Origin of the sequence: Leptolyngbya sp. NK1-12 (assembly GCF_032598965.1) — a bacterium.
Taxonomy (GTDB): Bacteria; Cyanobacteriota; Cyanobacteriia; order Elainellales; family Elainellaceae; genus Elainella.
Genome location: NZ_CP053586.1, coordinates 5,720,191 through 5,739,660, shown reverse-complemented (window position 1 = coordinate 5,739,660; position 19,470 = coordinate 5,720,191). Strand labels below are relative to the sequence as shown.

The 19,470-nt window shown below is 51.2% G+C and carries 17 protein-coding genes; 11 read left to right on the top strand and 6 right to left on the bottom strand.

Annotated features, from left to right (window positions below; genetic code table 11):
• The first annotated feature begins 107 nt into the window (after positions 1–107).
• Both HJG54_RS24480 and HJG54_RS24475 read left to right on the top strand, forming a co-directional pair.
• A complete protein-coding gene (locus HJG54_RS24480) occupies positions 108–1,472 on the top strand; it encodes a lipid-A-disaccharide synthase (RefSeq protein ID WP_316431837.1) in 1,365 nt (454 codons plus the stop codon).
• Between the two features lie 187 nt (positions 1,473–1,659).
• Complete coding sequence (locus tag HJG54_RS24475) at positions 1,660–2,094, top strand: hypothetical protein (protein WP_035999656.1); 435 nt, start codon at positions 1,660–1,662, stop codon at positions 2,092–2,094.
• Positions 2,095–2,124: 30 nt separating this feature from the next.
• On the opposite strand, the gene HJG54_RS24470 is transcribed toward HJG54_RS24475, so the two are convergent.
• The 3 genes from HJG54_RS24470 to rpsP all read right to left on the bottom strand — a co-directional run bounded on the left by HJG54_RS24470 (position 2,125) and on the right by rpsP (position 4,050).
• Positions 2,125–3,090, bottom strand: coding sequence for a PhoH family protein (locus tag HJG54_RS24470; protein WP_316431836.1), 966 nt, complete (start codon positions 3,088–3,090; stop codon positions 2,125–2,127).
• 265 nt (positions 3,091–3,355) lie between these two features.
• Entirely contained in the window at positions 3,356–3,715 is a 360-nt protein-coding gene (locus tag HJG54_RS24465; protein WP_316431835.1) for a KH domain-containing protein, read from the bottom strand.
• Positions 3,716–3,798: 83 nt separating this feature from the next.
• Positions 3,799–4,050 (bottom strand): 30S ribosomal protein S16, encoded by a 252-nt coding sequence (rpsP, locus tag HJG54_RS24460; protein ID WP_035999665.1) that lies wholly within the window; start codon positions 4,048–4,050, stop codon positions 3,799–3,801.
• Positions 4,051–4,364: 314 nt separating this feature from the next.
• Between rpsP and HJG54_RS24455 the strand changes: the two genes are divergently transcribed.
• The gene (locus HJG54_RS24455) at positions 4,365–6,290 is read left to right on the top strand and encodes a cyanophycin synthetase (protein WP_316431834.1); all 1,926 of its coding nucleotides are present in this window, start codon (positions 4,365–4,367) and stop codon (positions 6,288–6,290) included.
• 6 nt (positions 6,291–6,296) lie between these two features.
• On the opposite strand, the gene HJG54_RS24450 is transcribed toward HJG54_RS24455, so the two are convergent.
• Positions 6,297–6,536 (bottom strand): hypothetical protein, encoded by a 240-nt coding sequence (locus HJG54_RS24450; protein WP_316431833.1) that lies wholly within the window; start codon positions 6,534–6,536, stop codon positions 6,297–6,299.
• 35 nt (positions 6,537–6,571) lie between these two features.
• Here HJG54_RS24450 and HJG54_RS24445 point away from each other — a divergent pair, with 35 nt between their 5' ends.
• Positions 6,572–6,856, top strand: a complete 285-nt coding sequence (locus HJG54_RS24445; RefSeq protein WP_316431832.1) for a helix-turn-helix domain-containing protein — start codon at positions 6,572–6,574, stop codon at positions 6,854–6,856.
• Between the two features lie 22 nt (positions 6,857–6,878).
• On the opposite strand, the gene HJG54_RS24440 is transcribed toward HJG54_RS24445, so the two are convergent.
• Entirely contained in the window at positions 6,879–7,298 is a 420-nt protein-coding gene (locus HJG54_RS24440; RefSeq protein ID WP_316431831.1) for a DUF29 domain-containing protein, read from the bottom strand.
• Between the two features lie 397 nt (positions 7,299–7,695).
• Here HJG54_RS24440 and hpxO point away from each other — a divergent pair, with 397 nt between their 5' ends.
• The 7 genes from hpxO (at position 7,696) to HJG54_RS24405 (ending at position 17,210) form a co-directional block, all read left to right on the top strand.
• Positions 7,696–8,856: an FAD-dependent urate hydroxylase HpxO gene (gene hpxO, locus HJG54_RS24435; protein ID WP_316431830.1), complete on the top strand. Its 1,161-nt coding sequence runs from the start codon at positions 7,696–7,698 to the stop codon at positions 8,854–8,856.
• A 508-nt stretch (positions 8,857–9,364) separates the two neighbouring features.
• Entirely contained in the window at positions 9,365–9,727 is a 363-nt protein-coding gene (gene uraH, locus HJG54_RS24430; RefSeq protein ID WP_316431829.1) for a hydroxyisourate hydrolase, read from the top strand.
• Positions 9,728–9,738: 11 nt separating this feature from the next.
• On the top strand, positions 9,739–11,355 hold the full coding sequence (gene xdhA, locus HJG54_RS24425) for a xanthine dehydrogenase small subunit (RefSeq protein WP_316431828.1): 1,617 nt from the start codon (positions 9,739–9,741) through the stop codon (positions 11,353–11,355).
• Positions 11,356–11,401: 46 nt separating this feature from the next.
• Complete coding sequence (gene xdhB, locus HJG54_RS24420) at positions 11,402–13,732, top strand: xanthine dehydrogenase molybdopterin binding subunit (protein WP_316431827.1); 2,331 nt, start codon at positions 11,402–11,404, stop codon at positions 13,730–13,732.
• A 50-nt stretch (positions 13,733–13,782) separates the two neighbouring features.
• Positions 13,783–14,646, top strand: a complete 864-nt coding sequence (gene ylqF, locus HJG54_RS24415; RefSeq protein ID WP_316431826.1) for a ribosome biogenesis GTPase YlqF — start codon at positions 13,783–13,785, stop codon at positions 14,644–14,646.
• Positions 14,647–15,160: 514 nt separating this feature from the next.
• Positions 15,161–15,934, top strand: a complete 774-nt coding sequence (locus tag HJG54_RS24410; RefSeq protein ID WP_316431825.1) for a DUF3865 domain-containing protein — start codon at positions 15,161–15,163, stop codon at positions 15,932–15,934.
• 163 nt (positions 15,935–16,097) lie between these two features.
• Complete coding sequence (locus HJG54_RS24405) at positions 16,098–17,210, top strand: aromatic ring-hydroxylating oxygenase subunit alpha (RefSeq protein ID WP_316431824.1); 1,113 nt, start codon at positions 16,098–16,100, stop codon at positions 17,208–17,210.
• Here the strand turns inward: HJG54_RS24405 and HJG54_RS24400 are convergent.
• On the bottom strand, positions 17,203–19,431 hold the full coding sequence (locus HJG54_RS24400) for a sensor histidine kinase (RefSeq protein WP_316431823.1): 2,229 nt from the start codon (positions 19,429–19,431) through the stop codon (positions 17,203–17,205). The genes HJG54_RS24405 and HJG54_RS24400 overlap by 8 nt on opposite strands.
• Between the last annotated feature and the right edge of the window lie 39 nt (positions 19,432–19,470).

Sequence of the window (19,470 nt, the reverse complement as noted above, 5' to 3'; positions counted from 1 at the left end):
ACATTCAATAGAAGGTTTGATCGGAGGCACGCCCATGATACAGCCAGCCAGCCAAATGTTTTCATTTAGTAGGAATAATTTAAGGACGGCCCAAGAATAAAACCATTATGGCGCTAGGTCAACGTTTCAATGGGCTAGATGTGCTGATTCTTTCCAATGGACCAGGTGAACTCACAACCTGGGTGCGTCCGGTGGTGAAAGCCCTGCGTCAGCAAATCGCGGCCCAGTCTAATTTACAGCCTGCTTTACAGCCTAATTTACAGTCCAATTTACACCCAAATTTACAACCCAATTTACAGCCCGATTTACAGCCCAATTTACAGCCCGACTCGCTGCGGATCTCTTTAATTCTGTCTCCCTGTGCCAATGCGAGTGGTCAGGAAGCCATTATTGCCCGAACCTATCCAGAAATTGACCGAGTGCAGGCTGCCGAGCATTTCTTTCCCTTTTTGCTCTGGGGAAAAACTGCCGAAGATTGGGATTGGGCCGAACGCGGGCTAGTCATTTTTCTAGGCGGTGATCAATTCTTTCCGGTGGTGATTGGCAAACGGCTGGGCTACAAGATTCTGATCTACGCGGAGTGGGAAACCCGCTGGCATCGCTGGGTGGATCGGTTTGCGGTGATGAATCCTAGTCTGGTGCAGCATGCCCCAGCCCAATATGCCGACAAACTTACGGTAGTGGGCGACCTGATGGCCGATGTGCATCCTACTGCTGCCCCAACTCACCGAGCTACGCCACTGATTGGGTTGCTCCCCGGTTCCAAACCGGCCAAACTGGCTCAGGGGGTGCCGTTAGCCCTAGCTGTTGCCCAACAGGTGCAGCAATCTCGTCCCGATGTTCGCTTTGTGATTCCGGTGGCACCAACGCTGGATCTGGCTACATTAGCCCGATTTGCCAACCCAGCCCAAAATCCGGTGCTGCTTCAGTTTGGCAATGTCGCCGCTGAGCTAGTCTGGATAGCCGACCAGCCCTATTTAAAGACCCAACAGGGGCTACCAATCGAGCTATGGACCCAGGTTCCGGCCTATGACTTGCTGGTTCAATGCGACCTGTGCCTCACTACCGTAGGAGCCAATACCGCCGAGTTGGGAGCGCTAGCTATACCGATGATTGTGCTGATTCCCACTCAGCAACTCGATGCGATGCGCGCCTGGGATGGCCTACCAGGGCTACTCGCCAACCTACCCGGTGTCGGTACGGTCTTTGCTAAGCTGATCAATCGCTGGTTCCTCCGGCAAAAGCGGCTGTTAGCTTGGCCCAATATCTGGGCTGGTGCCATGATTGTTCCGGAGCTAATCGGCCAACTCCATCCCCGACAAGTAGCGGACATGGTCCTCGATTGGCTGGATCACCCAGAACAACTAGCCCAGATTCGGCAGCAGCTCCAGCAGGTGCGCGGTGAAACCGGAGCGGCTCAAAAAGTAGCGGAGCTAGCCCAGGCTCTCCTGCAGGCCGCTGCCTCTGGGTAGCGAGGGCACAATTTTCCCTGGTGGCTCACCAGGGAAATGCCAACACTGTAGGATCTGAGTAGATTATTTGCGGGTATTGGCGGGCAGGGCAGGCCGCCAGACGCCCCAACGAGATGCGCAACCTTGATCGTGGTCTAACGTCCTAGACAACCTTGAAATCAGGTGAAGAATTGTGAGAAAAGCATCTGTGACAAAATTTCCCTGGCTCTCTCTGGCGCTGTTGTTTGCAGCTCACAGTACCTTTAGCTGGTTCCTGATCCACGCTACGGCACCTCGGATTGTTTGGATTTTGGTGTTTTCATTTACTCTGATTCAAGCTTTGCTGTTGACCACGCTATTTGACGGCTTCCGACGCCTCCTGCGAGCTTGGTTGCGCTCTGATACTGGCTATTTCACGCTGATTGTTGTGGGTGCGCTTGGAATTACAGTTGCCCTGGTCTGGTTCAGAACCTTTGGCTACTTTCTGGTCCTCGTTTCTGCAGAAGTACTGGCGCGGCTCGATCTGCAAAACGCAGGCTTCAATCGTCTGCAATCTCTGTTTCTGCTGGCTCTGTTTTCCTTAGCTGGGCTAGCAACCGGTTGGGCTGCTTATCAAAACCCGATATTTCGATTCACGACGTGAAGGACAGACAGAGGGAAACATAGACAGAACTCAACTTTCCCCTGCTTTCTCGTGCTCTTCATAGGCAGCAACAATCCGCTGCACTAGCGGGTGGCGCACCACATCGGCTTTCGTGAGCTGGCAAAAGGCAATGCCTTCGACGTTGTGCAGAATCTTCTGAGCCATCGATAGACCAGATTGCTGATAGTTGGGTAAGTCAGTTTGGGTGGTGTCGCCCGTCACAACCATGCGGGAACGGAATCCCAGCCGCGTCAGCACCATTTTCATTTGGGCCGGAGTGGTATTTTGGGCTTCGTCTAAGATCACAAAGGCATTGTTCAGCGTGCGGCCCCGCATATAGGCCAAGGGAGCTACCTCAATCACGCCCCGCTCCATCAAGCTAGGAATTTTCTCCGGATCGAGCATTTCATAGAGGGCATCGTAGAGCGGACGCAGATAGGGGTTGACCTTTTGCTGCAAATCTCCTGGCAAGAAGCCCAGCTTTTCTCCTGCTTCTACTGCAGGGCGCGTTAAGATCAGTCGCTCATATTGGTTCGCCAACAGCGCTTGAACTGCCACCACTGCCGCCAAAAAGGTTTTTCCTGTTCCAGCTGGTCCGGTACAGAAGATCAGGTCGTGGGTCTGAATTGCCTGTACATACTGGCGCTGCCGAAAGGTTTTCGCCCGGATTTCTTCCCCTCGACGGGTGCGGGCCAGCACATTTTGCTGAAGCGCTTGCAGCTCATCCTGGCGATCCGTATTCAGAGCATGACGAGCAGTTAGGATATCTACACTGGTAACCTGTTTACCCTGGCTCCAGTAGGGTTCGAGCGAACGCACCAGTTCCGTACTCAAGGCCACCTGCTTTTCTAAACCGGAGATATGCAGCGATTGGCCGCGCAGCACAAAACTGGCTCCAGTTTGCTGCGCCAGTACCTTCAGGTTTTCTTCCTGAAATCCGGCCAACGCAATGGCGCTCTCGGGAGTTGGTAATTCAATCGTGGATGTTGTGACCATGCATCCCAAAATAGGGAAAGTTTTGAGTTTTGAGTTTTGAGTTTTGAGTTGGAATGTCAGTAATTCGTTTCGATTAGCAGTTCAAATTTGGTGCGTAGCCTACTGTCTGTAGCCCACTGTTTAAGTTCTGATAAGTTCCGAGTTTTAAATTTTGAATGTCAGCCTCATTAAGACAGGCTTAAAAAGATTTGGTCTTACCAACTTAAGAAAATCGAACGGGATCGAATTCAAAACTTAAAACTCAAAACTCAAAACTTTTTAAGGTTTAGCTTCTTCTAGAAGGGCGGCGGGGAGAGCGGGAACGCAGCGGTCTATCGTCACTGCCATGCTCGCGTGGGGTAGGGCCACTCGCCTGACTGCCAAACACTTCTAGATGAGCCGAATGACCAGCCGCTTGAGCCACGGCTTGCAGAACGGTACGCACCGCTTGAATATTGCGCCCACCTCGCCCAAATACCCGTCCCTTGTCCTCCCCTTCAATCGCTAACCGAACTAGGACTCGCATCGTGCGGGGAGATATTTCGCAGTCAATCCGCAGAGAATCTGGTGAGTCAAGGAAAGGCTGCACGAGGAAGCGAACCAATCCTTCGTAGTCTGGGGCTGTTGTAGATGGTTGGGAGGACAAGGAGACGTTCAAATCAGGCACTGTTTGTAGTGGAGTGATCTAACCAACCCTGTGGGCGGATGATTGATGGGCGATTGGGGCTACTAGGCGCGAGCTTTTGGCTTGAGAATATCTGCCTTTTCCAGCAGACGACGTACTGTATCGGTGGGCTGGGCACCTTGCTCTAGCCGCTTAACGATGGCTTCCGTATTCAGTTTCACTTCGTCAGTTCTGGGATTATAGAACCCCAACTCTTCTAGCGGGCGACCATCTCGACGAGAATCGTTATTCATCGCCACAATCCGATAGCTGGCCTCAAATTTTTTGCCGAACCGCTTCAATCGCAGTTTGATCATGCCTGAAAATGGTGCTCCTGTGAAAACTACAAAAGAAAACTAAAAACCTTGTGGGTTAGTCAAGAGAAGATGTTATCGAAATCGCCAAACTAACCCACAGTCTTCCAATTTTAAGACTTAAGGGCTAACAATAGCCACTCCATCAAAACCCAGGAATTTTGACCTTTCAAATCATAGCGCAGAAAAAACCTGGATTGGCAGCGGTTTTGCTGCTGTTTTTGTTTATGGAACGCAACAATGCATCTAAATGCACAGTGAATTTTGCAATTCTACCGATAGGATCAAAGCGGAGTCTGTACGTTACTTGTGGGCCTATGGTTTTAGATCAGCCGCTGAACCCCAATCCGGTAAATGCTAGAAGAACGGATGTCTTTGATCTCTACAATTTCAAATTCTATGCCGGACCCAACCCCTATCTGGAGTATGGTGCCTTAGTTTTTGATTTTGCCCTGACGGGTTATGAAGACCCCCTGCCCATCGAAGACTACCTGATCGGGATTGGGAAACGCTATCCCCAGCTCGCATCTGTGACATGCGACTCCTACGCTGACCTGTTTGGCCGCACGCTAATCGAGGTCGGCAAGCTGGATATGGATTTGCATTTCGAACACTACAGCCTCACCCCAGGAAATAAATCCACCCGCATCGCCATTGAAGCGATTCACGAGTCTACCAGCTACAGCGTCGCCTATGCGGTTTGGGACTGGCTAGAGTCGATTACACAAGACCTGCCCTATGGGTTGGATGATCAGATCGAACGACTGCAGCGCCGGTTTCGGCGGTCGGTGTATGGTGGACCGACCATTTATGCCTTGCTCCGGTCTGCCCATCGGCTTGGGATTCCGGCCTTTTACCTGGCGGATGAGGGTTTGATGCAATACGGCTATGGCAAAAAACTGGTGCGGGGCATTGCTACCACGTTTGATCGCGATAGCCACCTCGATTCGGACTTCACGACTCGCAAGGACGACTGTAAGGCGTTTCTGGCAACGCTGGGGTTTCCGGTGCCCAAGGGTGATATCGTCACTACGGTGGATGAAGCTCTGATAGCGGCGCGGCGAGTTGGGTATCCGGTGGCGGTGAAGCCGGTGGTGGGCCACAAGGGAATTGGCGTCACGGCAGAGGTGAGGGATGAGCAGGAGCTAGAATTCGCTTTTGACCGGGCCGTAGATGCCCACCTGGAAAATCAGCCGATTGCGGTGATTGTGGAGCAGAGCATTGCTGGATCCGACTATCGCCTGCTCTGTGTCAACGGCAAGTTTGTTGCGGCGATGGAACGGCGTCCGGCCTCGGTGATCGGAGATGGCGTCTCAACGATCGATGAACTGATCGCGCGGGAAAATCGCCGCCCCGAACGACGCGACACCCCCACTTCCCCGATGGGCAAAATTATCTCTGATGCGGCAATGGAACGCTACCTATCCGAGCAAGGGCTGTCGCTAGATAGCGTCTTGGAAGCCGATCGCAAAGTTTTTCTGCGCAAGGTAGCCAACCTTTCCTCTGGCGGCATGGGCATTGATGCTACGCCCTTGATCCATCCTGACAATATTGTGTTGGCTCAGGATATCGCCCAGCATTTTCAGCTCGTTTGTTTGGGAATCGATGTGCTGACGCCCGATATCAGTCGCTCATGGCGTGAAGGTCAGTTTGGGATTGTGGAAATTAACGCGGCTCCAGGGGTTTACATGCACCTCAAGCCTGCGGTTGGTCAATGCGTCGATGTCACGCTGCCGATCCTGCATACCTTTTTTGAAGCCGGAGATGATGCTCGTATTCCCATCATCACGTTCAACTATTTGCCTGTAGACGAACTGCAAGAGCTAATCGATCAGATTTTGCTGCAACACCCCAATTGGGTGATTGGAGCCATCTGCCGCGATGCGGTTTTCATTAATCGCTCCGAAAAAAATCTGTCTGGTTCCTACAACACCAGAGTCCAGAGTCTGTTGCGCAATCCCAAGCTTGACTTGCTGATTGCCGAGTACCGCGAATCAGTATTTGAGCAGGAAGGGCTGTTCTACGACCACAGCGATATCTTGATCCTCGATGATCCGACCGATATTGAATTGACGCTCAGTCGGGTGGTGCCAGAGGATGCCACGGTAGTGATCAAAGAAAGAGACGCTATCTCAGTGCGCAGTCGGGGCTTGGTCGAGCAGTACAATCTGGGTGAAAATGAGCCGTTCAAGCGTATCTACTGGAGCGAAATTGCCGCAATTCTTCAAGCTTTGGCGGAATAATCGTCCCTAACGCGACCTCAAATAGCGCCGCTGTAAATCAATTGTGTCCGACAGTTCACCAAGGCTGTAGATTACTTCGGCTATGGACTCGCGGAAGGTTGGGTCTTCGATCAGCTCTGACAAGGTTGACAAAAACATTAGCTCAGCCTGAATCGCGTCCGCCAGTAGCGCATAGTTTGAGCGAATGACTTGATGGATGGCGTCCATAAACCAATGAATCAGCAAATTACCTTCCGATAGTATCATATTTTAACAGTATCAATTTTCAAAACTATCGAAAAATGAGTCTATTTACCGAAGTTCTGAGCAACGGTAGTCTACGTGCTATTGCTGTGTCTGGTTTATATGGAATGGCCATCCGTAACAAGGTCAAAGCTGTCGCCGCTTCTAAAGGAGATAACACCAACTATAAATTTTGGAAGCGGACTGGATTTTCACAACCCACAGCTTACAGAGTTTATCGGGATCCAACAGTCTACTTGTCAGAATCTGTTTTAGATACGATTTGCAAGGTTTACGGCGTGCAGCCAGGAGATTGTTTGGAGTATGTGCCTGATGAGGAGTGATTTGGCTAGCTGAACGTCTTCCTCAAGGCAAAAATTCTTCGTCTGTGATTTGTGCAACCGAATAAGGACATAGCTCCGGAAATTGCTCTAACCCGGTCTCTCGAATTGCCAGTGCTAAGGCCTCGTCATAGGAATCTGCCACAGCTTCGGTTAGGTAGGGTTTCAGGCTAGGATTTTCCTGGATTAATCGGTTGATTTCTCGACGTTGCGCCTTAATCGTTGCCCGCCAGCTTGCGCCTTGTCCTGTGGGCTGAAACTGCCACTTCAACAAATGCCCGACTAGAACCGATAGTCGATTCCGCAGTTCGCGCCGTTCCTGCCTGCCCAATGATTCAATTTCCTCAGCTAAATTCTCCAGATCCAGCTTGTGAAACTGCCCTGTCCGAAGCAATTTTGCCTGCTCTTGAGTCCAGGCGTGAAAGTCGGTGTTATGGCTGGTCATCCAATCGATACTCTACCCTTTCCTAATTATTTATCCAAGCTTGGCTAAATAATATAGCCAGCAAGGCCGCGCTGTATCCTGCCGAAAAATCGATCAATGCAGCGTTGACCGCTAGTGATAGCAGCAATTCATGTCAGCAATCAATTACATCGGTGGTTGAGAGCATAATCTATTTGTATAGCAGACTACAAAATTGATTTTGACTGGCTTTGTATTCTGTATACAGAGCGTCCGCCATACAGTATCTAGGGTGTTGTTATGTCTGAAGCGTTATCGAGTCCGAGAATGGTTAAAGTTTAAAAACAGTTGAAATTTAACAACTAGTTAACGTACCTGCCCCGCAACGAGCAATTCAGCACCCAATTGATTCAGCACCAAAACGCATGAGGAAAACAGTATGCACAACTTGAAGGTTGTCATCGTTGGTTCGGGCATTGGCGGTTTGACCGCAGGCATTGCGCTGGCTCAGGCCGGATATCAAGTCGAGATTTACGATCGGGTCGGGGAATTGCGTCCGGCGGGGGCAGGCATCTCCCTCTGGTCCAATGGGGTTAAGGTTCTCAACCGTTTGGGGCTGGGTGATCAAATTTCGAAATGTGGCGGTCAGATGGATCAGATGCAATACCGCTACTGCACCGGCGAATTGCTGAATCACATTGATCTGTACCCGCTGATTGAAACCGTCGGTCAACGTCCCTATCCCGTCGCTCGGCGCGATTTACAGCGCTTTCTGCTAGAAGCCTTTCCCGGTAAAATTCGGCTGAATTCGCGTTGCGTTGGCGTTGAGCAGGATGGCCAAAGCGTAACCGCCATTTTTGCTGATGGACATCGCGCTACTGGCGATCTGCTGATTGCTGCGGACGGAATTCGTTCGGTGTTGCGCAGCTATGTGCTAGAGCGAGAGGTGGAGCCGCGCTACGCCGGTTATGTCAACTGGAATGGGTTGGTGCCCGCGAGTGCCGACCTAGCTCCGCCCAACACTTGGGTGATTTATGTTGGTGAACACAAGCGCGCCGCTATGATGCCAGTGAGCGACAATCGCTTCTACTTCTTCTTTGATGTACCGCTGGCAAAGGGGACACCAATCCATCCAGATGGGATCCGAGCTGAACTGATGGAGTACTTCAAAGGCTGGGCTAAGCCGGTGCAGCACCTGATTCAGCGGCTTGATCCGAATCAAACCAACCGGATCGAAATTCATGATGTCGGACCCCTGGAACGGTTTGTTCGCGGTCGGGTAGCGCTATTGGGGGATGCGGCTCACACCACCACACCTGATCTGGGACAGGGAGGCTGTCAGGCGTTAGAGGATGCCTTTGTGTTGGCCAACTACCTGCTGTCTACCGATCTGGGAGTAGAAGATGCCTTGCGGCGCTACGAGGCCGAACGGATGGAGCGCACCAGTGCCGTTGTGCTCAAGGCACGCAAACGCACTGACCAAATCCACGGCAAAGACCCAGCCGTGACTCAACAGTGGTACGACCAGTTGCGCACCGAACCGCCTTCCGCTGTCACCAATGCCATCTGTAAAACGATTTTGGCAGGACCGCTGAAATAGGAGAGCAGGGTGGAGAGAATAGTTTACTCTTTCCACCTCTAGTCCTTTAAAGAAGGTTGAGTTTCTCAGCCGTAGGGAATTGGAGCAAGTAGGATTTTTCTAGGTTCCTGAGCAGAAGCACTGGCCGAACTCTATCTGTTCCTTGAGATTAGAAATAATTCTGTATCAGATAATGCACCTATCCTGACAAGTTTTAGGTGAAGGTTGTAGTAGATTGGGCCGCATGTCTTCAATAAACTGTTTACTAACCCGAGCGCTTTATAGTCAACACCCTACCCCTCACCCCCTACCCCTCACCCCTCACCCCTCACCCCCTACCCCTCACCCCTCAGCTGATTTTTCTGGCCCCATGGGGGCAGTGCGCTCGCGTCGAAGCCCCTCACCGAAACACTATTCACCATTTACTGCTCTCCTTAGTAACGCTCCCGAATACCTTCTTCTGATTACAATGCGCTATGCCCGATTACAAAACTTATTTGTTTTTAGTTTGTTCCTTTTTTTGGTTTTAATGATGCCAGGTAAACTCACTACTCATGTCCTTGATACGGCCCGTGGGCTTCCCGCGGCTGGCCTGACAATTGAACTTTGGTCAGTGGATGCTGCGACGGATCAAAAGACCCTGATCAAAACCGTGCGAACCAACCCCGATGGCCGCACCGATGCTCCTCTGCTAGCCGATGGAGCACTGCAGCCGCAGATCTACGAGCTAGTCTTTCATACCGGCGACTATTTTAAGCAGCACAATGAGCTGCCCCAGCCCCTCTTCCTCGATCGGATTCCGATCCGGTTTGGTGTGGCCGACACTGATGCCCATTACCATGTGCCGCTATTGGTTTCTCCCTGGTCCTACAGCACCTACCGAGGCAGTTGAGAGGCAATCAAATGACCCATTCACCCGAAACACCCAACACCCAACTCAGGCTGACCATCAACGGAGAAGTGGTTCAGCTGCAAAATATCTCACCCAGCCTGACGTTATTGCAATATCTGCAGCAGAGCGGACGCACTGGCACAAAAGAAGGATGCGGCGATGGAGATTGTGGAGCTTGCACGGTGGCGATTATTGGGGAAGACGCGAATGGCAACCCCTGCTATCAGGCGGTGAATAGTTGCTTAATTCCCCTAGGTGCAGTTGCCGGAAGGGAAGTGGTTACAGTCGAGGGATTAGCCAAGGATAGACTGCATCCAGTACAGGCGGCGATGGTGAAAACGGGTGGCTCTCAGTGTGGCTACTGTACCCCTGGATTTATCATGAGCATGTTTGCAGCTTACTATGATGGCAAACTAGATGATGCGGCAGTCGAAGGCAATCTGTGTCGCTGTACGGGGTATTTGCCAATTCGACGCGCTGCCCAGTTGGCTATCAGCTCAGCGAGCGGGGTTGCAAATGGAGCCGCGAATGAGGCTGCAAATGGCTCAACCAATAGCTCAATTAATGATTCTGAAAAGATAGTAACTTATACAACCGCCAATGAGTTCTTAAATAAAACTGAGAATGGAGTTCTAAATACTTTAGATTACGAGTCAGTTGATCTATTCGACTCAGAATCTGATCCGTTCCGTCAACGGTTAACAGCAGTCACAGCAGACCTCAGATCGATTAGTTACAGCACCGATCAGCAGCAGTTCTATCGTCCAACCGAGTTGAACCATGTCCTTGCCCTGCTGCAACAGCATCCTGAAGCCACTTTAGTCGCCGGAGCAACCGATCTAGGACTAGAGATGAGCCACCATCGCCGTGCCTTTCCGGTGTTGATTTCTCTGGAGGCTGTTTCAGACCTGAAGCAAATTCGCCGCACCGAAGCTGGAGTGGAGATTGGAGCCGCCGTTCCCCTCAGTCAGATCGAGGCGAACCTGCACGGCGTATTCCCCAGCCTGGATGAGATGCTGCATTGGTTTGCGGCTCGACAGGTGCGTAATCGCGCCACCATCGGCGGCAACATTGGTACGGCATCTCCGATTGGAGATCTACCTCCGGTGCTGCTAGCGCTTGATGCAGAAGTGGAGTTGGTATCGGCTCAAGGCCATCGGGTTATGCCCTTGGCGAATTTCTTCAAAGGGTACCGGCAAACCGATTTGCAGTCCAGTGAGCTGATTCGGGCGGTTCACATTCCCACACAGATTACGCCCAGCGCGACGCGACGCTTCAGCCAGTCCTACAAAGTCGGCAAACGCGGCACCGATGATATCAGTATTGTGGCAGCTGCCTTTACCGTTGATCTTGATGCTGCCGACCAGATTGTGCATGCTCGCTTAGCCTATGGCGGTGTGGCCGCTACTCCGGTCCGGGCGGTTCAGGTTGAGCAAATGCTGATTGGGCAGCCCTGGAGTTGGCCCACGATCCAACAAGTCAAACCCTCATTGCAAGCTGCATTCACCCCCTTGACCGACTTGAGGGGCACGGCAGACTATCGTCGGATGCTGATTGGCAATCTGCTGGAAAAATTCTTTGTCGAGATCAACGAAAATCAACGTATCAACCAAGCTGTTCATTATTAAATCAAAACTAAATCAAAACTATCACTGGATTGGGAGGCTAGAACGCATGAGCGGAGTAGGAAAGCGGAGAAGCCATGAGAGTGCCGTAGGTCATGTGACTGGCAAAGCAGTTTACACCGATGAACAACGGCCACCTCACGGAATGCTGTCGGTTTATCCGGTCCTGGCTCCCCATGCCAAGGCTCGCATTCTGGAAATTGACTGGACGGCAGCCCATCAAATGCCAGGCTGCGTCACGGTACTGTCAGCCGCCGATGTGCCCGGACAGAACGATACAGGCGTGATTGTCCAGGATGAACCGCTGTTTCCGACTGAAATTAGCTATTGGGGACAGGCCGTAGTTTGGGTGGTGGGTGAAACAGAACAGGCCGCGCGGGAAGCCGCCGCCAAGGTAGTGGTGAAATACGAACCAATCGAGCCAATCTTGTCGATCCAGGCGGCAGTTCAGGCCGAGTCGTTTCATACCCAACCGCAGGTAATTCGGCGCGGTGAACCAGGATTAGCCCTTGCTCAGGCCGAACACACCCTCACCGGCACTGTCGAGATGAACGGCCAAGACCATTTTTACCTAGAAACTCAAACGAGCTGGGTGATTCCTGACGGCGAAGGGCACTACCAAGTCTATGCCTCAACCCAGCATCCCAGCGAAACCCAGACGATTGTAGCGCGAGTGCTGGGCGTTCCCAATAATCAGGTCGTCGTTACCTGTCTACGCATGGGCGGTGGTTTTGGCGGCAAAGAATCCCAGGCGAATCCGTTTGCAGCCGTGGCAGCCATTGCGGCTCACAAAACCGGGCGTCCGGTGCGGATCAAGCTGAAGCGCCAGCACGACATGATCCTTACCGGCAAGCGGCATGGCTTTCTTGGCCAGTATCAGGTTGGCTTCACCGCAGATGGTCAAATGACCGCCTTGGCCCTGGACCTCTACTGCGACGGCGGCTGGAGTCTGGATTTATCACCGCCAGTGTTGCTGCGAGCCATGCTGCATGTTGATAACGCCTACTACATTCCCAACCTGGAAGTGCGGGGACGGATTGTCAAAACGAACAAAGCGTCTAATACAGCATTTCGCGGCTTTGGCGGCCCCCAGGGCATGATTGTGATTGAAGATATTGTCGATCGCATCGCTAGAACGCTAGAGATACCACCTGAGGTGATTCGAGAGCGCAACTTTTATCACGGTACAGGTGAAACCAACACTACCCATTACCGCCAGGAAATTTTCGATAATCGCATCGCTCGGGTTTGGACCGAGGCCAAAACTAAAGCAAATTTTGCCGAACGCCAGGCAGCCGTTGCCCAATTCAATCAAGCGAACCCCTACAAAAAACGCGGCATTGCAATCACGCCAGTCAAATTCGGTATTTCCTTCAATAAGGTGCAATACAACCAGGCTGGAGCGTTGATTCTGGTCTATACCGACGGCAGCATCCAGCTCAATCATGGCGGTACCGAAATGGGGCAAGGGCTGCATACCAAAATGCTGCAGGTAGCCGCTACAACCCTGGGTGTCAAGATTGAGCGGTTTCGGATGATGCCTACCAGCACCGATAAGGTGCCCAACACCTCGGCAACGGCAGCTTCTAGTGGTTCCGACCTGAACGGGCAGGCTGTCAAAGACGCGTGCGAAACCATCAAGTCCCGCTTGGCATCAGTCGCGGCAAACCTGTTGAACCTCGCCCCCACAGCACTCATCTTTGCCGACGACTGGATCTTTTGCGCCACCGATCCATCCCAACGAGTCGCTTTCACCGATGTGGTGCAGCAGGCCTACAATGAACGGATCAGCCTATCGGCTACCGGCTATTACCGCACGCCCGAAATCTTCTGGGACGCCAACACCAACACCGGCAAGCCCTTCTACTACTACGCCTATGGCACTGCCGTTAGTGAGGTAGAAGTCGATGGCTTTACAGGCACCTTCAAGCTGCGTCAGGTAGATATTGTGCATGATGTAGGTGAATCGATCAATTCTCTAGTGGATCGGGGCCAGATCGAAGGTGGATTTGTCCAGGGAATGGGTTGGTTAACGATGGAGGAACTGGTTTGGGATGAGCAGGGACGTTTTCGCAGCGATGCACCTAGCACCTACAAAATTCCCACCATTAGCGAAATTCCAGAACACTTTGAAGTGCATCTACTAGAACGAGCCGCTCAAGATGGTGTGATCTATGGCAGTAAAGCTGTTGGTGAACCACCGCTGATGCTGGCTATGTCAGTTCGAGAAGCAATTCGAGCGGCAGTTGCTGCCTTTGGACAGGTCAATTACGTGCCGCTGGCGGCTCCGGCCACACCAGAAGCGACCCTACGAGCGATCGAATATGTCCGCGCCCAGAGTCGAGTGCCGGCTGATTCGCAGCTTACCGCATCCGTTTAGCTGGCGCTATCTATCCTAAGATAGGGGAGAAGTTCCTGCTTCTGTTGCCCATGACTTCTCCTCCGATCCAGTGGTATCCCGGTCACATCGCCAAAGCCGAGCGGCAGTTAGCTGAGCAGCTCAAAAAAGTGGATGTAGTCCTAGAGGTACGAGACGCCCGCATTCCGCTAGCGACTCAGCATCCTCAGGTGTCTCAGTGGATTGGTAACAAAGGCCGGGTGTTGGTCCTAAACCGCGTAGACATGATTCCAACTGCAGTCCACCAAGCCTGGATTCATTGGTTTCGCGAGCAGGGAGAAGAGCCGTATTTTACTAACTCCAACCAAGGACAGGGAGTGCCTGCAGTGGCTAAAGCGGTTCAGGCCATTGGTGAGCAAATCAATCAACGACGAAGGGATCGGGGCATGTTACCGCGTCCAGTTCGAGCGGTGGTGATCGGGTTTCCCAATGTGGGCAAGTCAGCCCTGATCAACCGGCTGCTGAACCGTCGGGTTGTAGAGAGTGCTCGCCGTCCGGGTGTAACGCGGCAACTGCGCTGGGTCCGCATCTCGGATCAAATCGAATTACTCGACGCCCCTGGGGTGTTGCCCTCTAAACTCACCGATCAAACTGCGGCCCTTAAGCTGGCGATCTGTGATGACATTGGTGAAGCAGCCTACGACACCCAACGAGTCGCAGCCGCCTTTGTAGACCTGCTCAAACGGGTGGCTCCGCGTCTGACTGGGGTGGAAGTGTTGGCAACCCTCGAGCAACGGTATGGACTCGATCCAACGGATCTAACCGGCGAAAGCTATATTGCCGTTTTGGCCGAACAGAAATATCAAGGCGATTCAGAACGCACGGCTCGCCAGATCTTGAATGATTTTCGTAAAGGCATATTGGGAGCAATTGCCCTGGAATTACCGCCCTCCTAAAAACTTGCTAATCGATGCTTCACAAACTAATCGATGCTTTACAAAACAGCAGGTTTTTATACTGACTAACCCTGTTGGCATGGCTATGCCACAGCTTTTGTTTGCAGCTTTTGTTTGCAGATGCCTGAACATGTAGCGCAAGCAATCATCTGTTGCGTTTTTCAGTGCTGCTCTGCCAAATAGACCATTTCCCCTGCTTTTGAAGCGCTAATCAACAGCTGGAGAATTGCTGCCAGTGCAGGCCTGATATGATACACCGTTTTTAGATCCCAGCACAATAGTAAACCTAGGGAAATTTTAGAAGCTGGATGGCGCAGCGTCTACGCAATCTTACGATTGTCAATGGTTTCCAAATGGACTTAAATTCTTTTAGAGTTTTACGTAGTATTACTTAGAAAATCTAAGTTTCATTAAGCTTGATTAAAAGCTCCAGAAATTCCCTGATGAGGAATAGCCCGCTCTGTGGTTTTCACCCACTCGTGAAATCTTGTATTTACTTGTGCTGATAAAAGATATGACCATCCAATCATTCGATAGGCTGATTGAATCGCTGAATTGCTCAATGTTGCAGGATTACGCAGCCGTCAATTCGCAGAAAAATCCAGTCATGCTGTTGACCGCCCATCTGACCGTACCTCAATTGACCTTCATCGTGCAGCAGTACTCCATCTTTCCCAAAGAGCTGATTGGGATGATTGATCAAGCAAGGAACAAAGCGTTAGCGGCGGGTTGGACAGCGGTGTCAGAAGTACTGAGCGAAAACATTGCCGAGGAACTAGGTAGCCAAACTCAAAACATTTCCCATGCAGACCTGCTAGCCCAAGGGCTGGAGATGGGATTAAACGTGCCTGTCCTGAATGCATCTCCTTCTGAAGCTACTCTGGTTCTGCTGAAAGCGCTGCAGTTGGTGTTCGATCAGCCAGTTGCTTACAGCTTGGGGGCGATGTATGCAGTTGAAGCTACCTCAATTGCCGAACTGCAATTAGTTAAACGCCTGATTGAATTTCTCATGGAAGGGGCACTGCCCAAACCCCTGCACTACTTTTTTGAGATGCACCTCAACGAGTGGGAGCCAGCCCACGAAAAGCAACTGCAAACCGCCATTGCAGCCTACCTAACTCCAAACGATTTTCACCAATTTCAGCAGGGCTTTCGTGCTGTGATGACCATTGTGGATGCCTGGTGGCATAACTTACTCGTGGAAGCAATGCTACTCAATTATGCCCAAGCTAGCCAACCAATGCATGTTCAGGAGCAAGTTCAAAATAGCGTTAATGCAGCTGTTTAAGCGTAGATACCTAATTGTAGGTACTTAATTGTAGATACTTAATTGTAGATACTACAGTAACAGCGTTTCGTTGGCGGGCAAGATGCCCGCACTTTTGCTCTCATATCTACCCAACGCTGGCTTAACTCAACGCTGGCTTAAAAAGTTATTGGACAGTTCAATCATGCTTTCCCAAACAGATTGCAAATTACCGCATATCACAGCTGCCTCATCCCAAGGGTTACCGGGCTACTGCTACTTCTCTGAGCAAATTCTGGAGCGCGAGTACGAAACCCTATGGCACGGCTCCTGGCAGCTTGTTGGCCGCGAGGCGGACCTGGCTAACGCTGGCGATTATTTGACCTGCACAGTAGGCACCCAGCCGATTTTACTAATTCGCTCCCAGACCGGGGCAATCAAGGCGATGCATAATGTCTGCCCACACCGGGGCGCTCGGCTGCTTGACGGACACGGACATTGCCAACAAATTCGCTGTCGCTATCATAGCTGGAGCTTTGGTTACGATGGTGCTCTGCAAGCACTGCCACAAGCCGATTGTTTTCCCAACTTAGATCGTTCCACCGTAGCCCTAGCTCCAGTACAGGTCGAAACCTGGGGTGGCTTTGTGTTTGTTCACCTGGCTGCTGATCGCCGTTTTTTACAGGAATCCCTACAGGAGTATTTAGCCGGATTTGGGGATTATCTGCGTCAGTATCCCCACGCTTGGGAAGAGTTGCGGCAAGTCGATCACTGGGAGTATGAGCACTCGGTCAACTGGAAATTTTTTGTCGAGAATTACCTGGAGTCTTATCACCTGTCTACGGTACATGCTCGCAGCCTTAAGTGTTTCGATCCAAAGCAGATTCATACCAGCCCCGATGGACGCCACTATCAAATTCAGGTGGGATATCGATCCGATAGCGAGACCCATCCTTCGTTTGCGGGAGCCACCGATTCCTATTCTTACCAAGGCTTTGTGTTTCCCAACTGGATGGTGAATACAGCCAACGACAACGTTTCGATTTTTCGAGTCACGCCTTTGGCGGCTGAACGAACCCGCTTTGAAGTCTTGATTTACCAGACACCAGCCCAGAGCGAGCTATTTCCCTATTGTGCGGATCAGTTCCGGCTGCATTTTGATCAGGTGCTGCAAGAGGACTTTGCGGCGGTTCATTTACTTCAGGCGAGTGTGCGCTCCCAAGCCTATGGTGTGCTCCAGTTCGCCGATCCATTAGAGCAGGGCATCCGGCACTTTCATTGGAACTGGTCGCAGAGTTTGCAGCTAGATGCTAGTTGAGGTTAGGGAGCTGCCGAATCGGAATTGCGATCACAAATTCGGTCCCTTCGCCGGGGGCCGAGGTACAGCTCAAGGAACCGTGGTGTTGTTCAGTCACAATTTGGTAGCTGATCGATAACCCCAAGCCGGTGCCCTGACCTACGGGTTTAGTGGTAAAAAAGGGATCGAAGAGTTTTGACCGAGTCGCTTCGGTCATCCCCATACCGTTGTCTGCAATACAGATCCACACCTGATCTTGAACAGTAGAGGTTGTGATTGTGAGCGTAGCTGGCCGAGAAACTGAACTGGTGAACTGCAAACAGGGTTCAAGTGCATCGATGGCGTTGGCAAAAATATTCATGAATACTTGATTGAGGGGACCTGGATAACACTCAACTAACGGCAGTTGACCATATTGTTTAATCACCTCGATACCGGGCCGATCCAATTTCGGTTTCAACCGATGCTCTAAGATTAGCAGCGTGCTGTCAATGCCTTCATGGATGTCAGCATGCTTCTTTTCTGCTTCATCTAGCCGAGAAAAATTGCGCAGGCTCAAAACAATCTCCCGAATCCGCCGCGTGCCTTCTTGCATTGAATCTAGTAACTTTGGCAGGTCTCCTGTCAAAAAGTCTAAATCTACGTCTTCCGAATGCTGCACAATCTCTGCATCGGGTGAGGGATAGTGCTTCTGATAAAGCTGTACGGCTGCCAACAAATCCCGAATATAGTCGCGGGCATGGTTGAGGTTACCGTGAATAAAATTCACCGGATTATTAATCTCATGGGCAATACCGGCAATCATTTGTCCTAAACTCGACATTTTTTCAGTTTGCACCAATTGAGCTTGAGTGCGTCTCAGGTCTTGCAGGGCACTGAACAATTCTTCGGTTCTGGCATGTACACGAGTTTCCAACTCTTCATTGGCCTGTTCCAACTCGCGATTCGCTTGCTCTAGTGCTCCAAATGAGGCCCGCAGTTGCTGAGCCATTTGATTGAAGGATTTTGCCAGTTCGCCAATTTCTCCAACTCGGTTCGACTCATTCACCGACTGATCAAGCTGTCCGGCAGCAATTGCTTTAGATACCTGGTTTAATTGCAGCAGCGGTTTGGCAATCCACCGGGAGGTATATAGTCCCAGTAAGGTTGCCAGCGCCAAGGCTCCAAGACACAGCAAAATCGTCGTGCGTGTGTAGGCATTGATTTGGCCCATGAAGTCTGACTCAGGCATCACCACAACAATCAACCAGTCTATGCCCCACACATCTTGCCAGGGCGTCACCTGCACAAACTGTCGTTCACCGTTGCTCTGAAAATCGACCTGTTCTGCTTTTTGAATCTGGTCTAGCCCAGCAAAATGTTGCTGCAAATAGTTGACTGTTGAACGAATCAGTTGATCTTGACTCTCGCTGGCGCTTAAGCGTTTGGGTCTGCCATTCACCATCGCAAAGGGTTCATCTCTGGTTGAACTGGCAATTAGTAGGCCATTGCGCTCAATGATGAAGGTTCCACCCGTTGAGCTAACATTCAGCCGTTGCAAAAATTGGCTAATTTCCCACAGGCGTTGCTCGGTCCAACTAATTCCCACGAGGTTGCGCTTGGCATCATACACCGGATAGCTGGCAGCCAGGGAAAGATAGTAAGGCTCAACTTCCCATTGAAACAGTGTCCAGGTTGGCTTACCCGCTTTAACAGTCGCTTGATACCAGCGTTCTCGCTTGAAGTCATAATTCTGCACTACTGTCTGAGACCGCAGTCGATTGCCTACCTGATCGGTGGTGTAACTGTAGACATCTTTAGTCCCGTACTTTCGAGGAGACATTAGATCGATTGTGATAGGACTATTTGGATAGAAACGACCAGCTGCTACAAAATCATCGTCAGCCACAAAATTGATGTAGCCAGCATCATAAATTTGCATCTGCCGCCAAAACAAATGCCCTAACCCATCTAAGTCTTTGGGATTGAGCAGTCCCAATTCCATTGCAGTACCATTCATTTGGCTGAGATGCCGAGCCGATACCAGATAGCTCTCTAGATGTTGATTGATCCGGTTACTATATTCGTTCCTCAGCCTGCTAGCTACCTGGTTGACGGATTGTTGCCCGTTACGAAGCGATAAGTATCCAGTCAGCGCCACCGCTCCAGCAATTTGCAAAACAAATGGTATCAAAAGAATGGCTCGCAGGGATACCGGCCTGCGGTGTTTAACCTTACCGTTCCATTTTTTCCGATTGAACACCACTTACCTCAACTTTAGCTTGCGAGTTCGGCTCATACC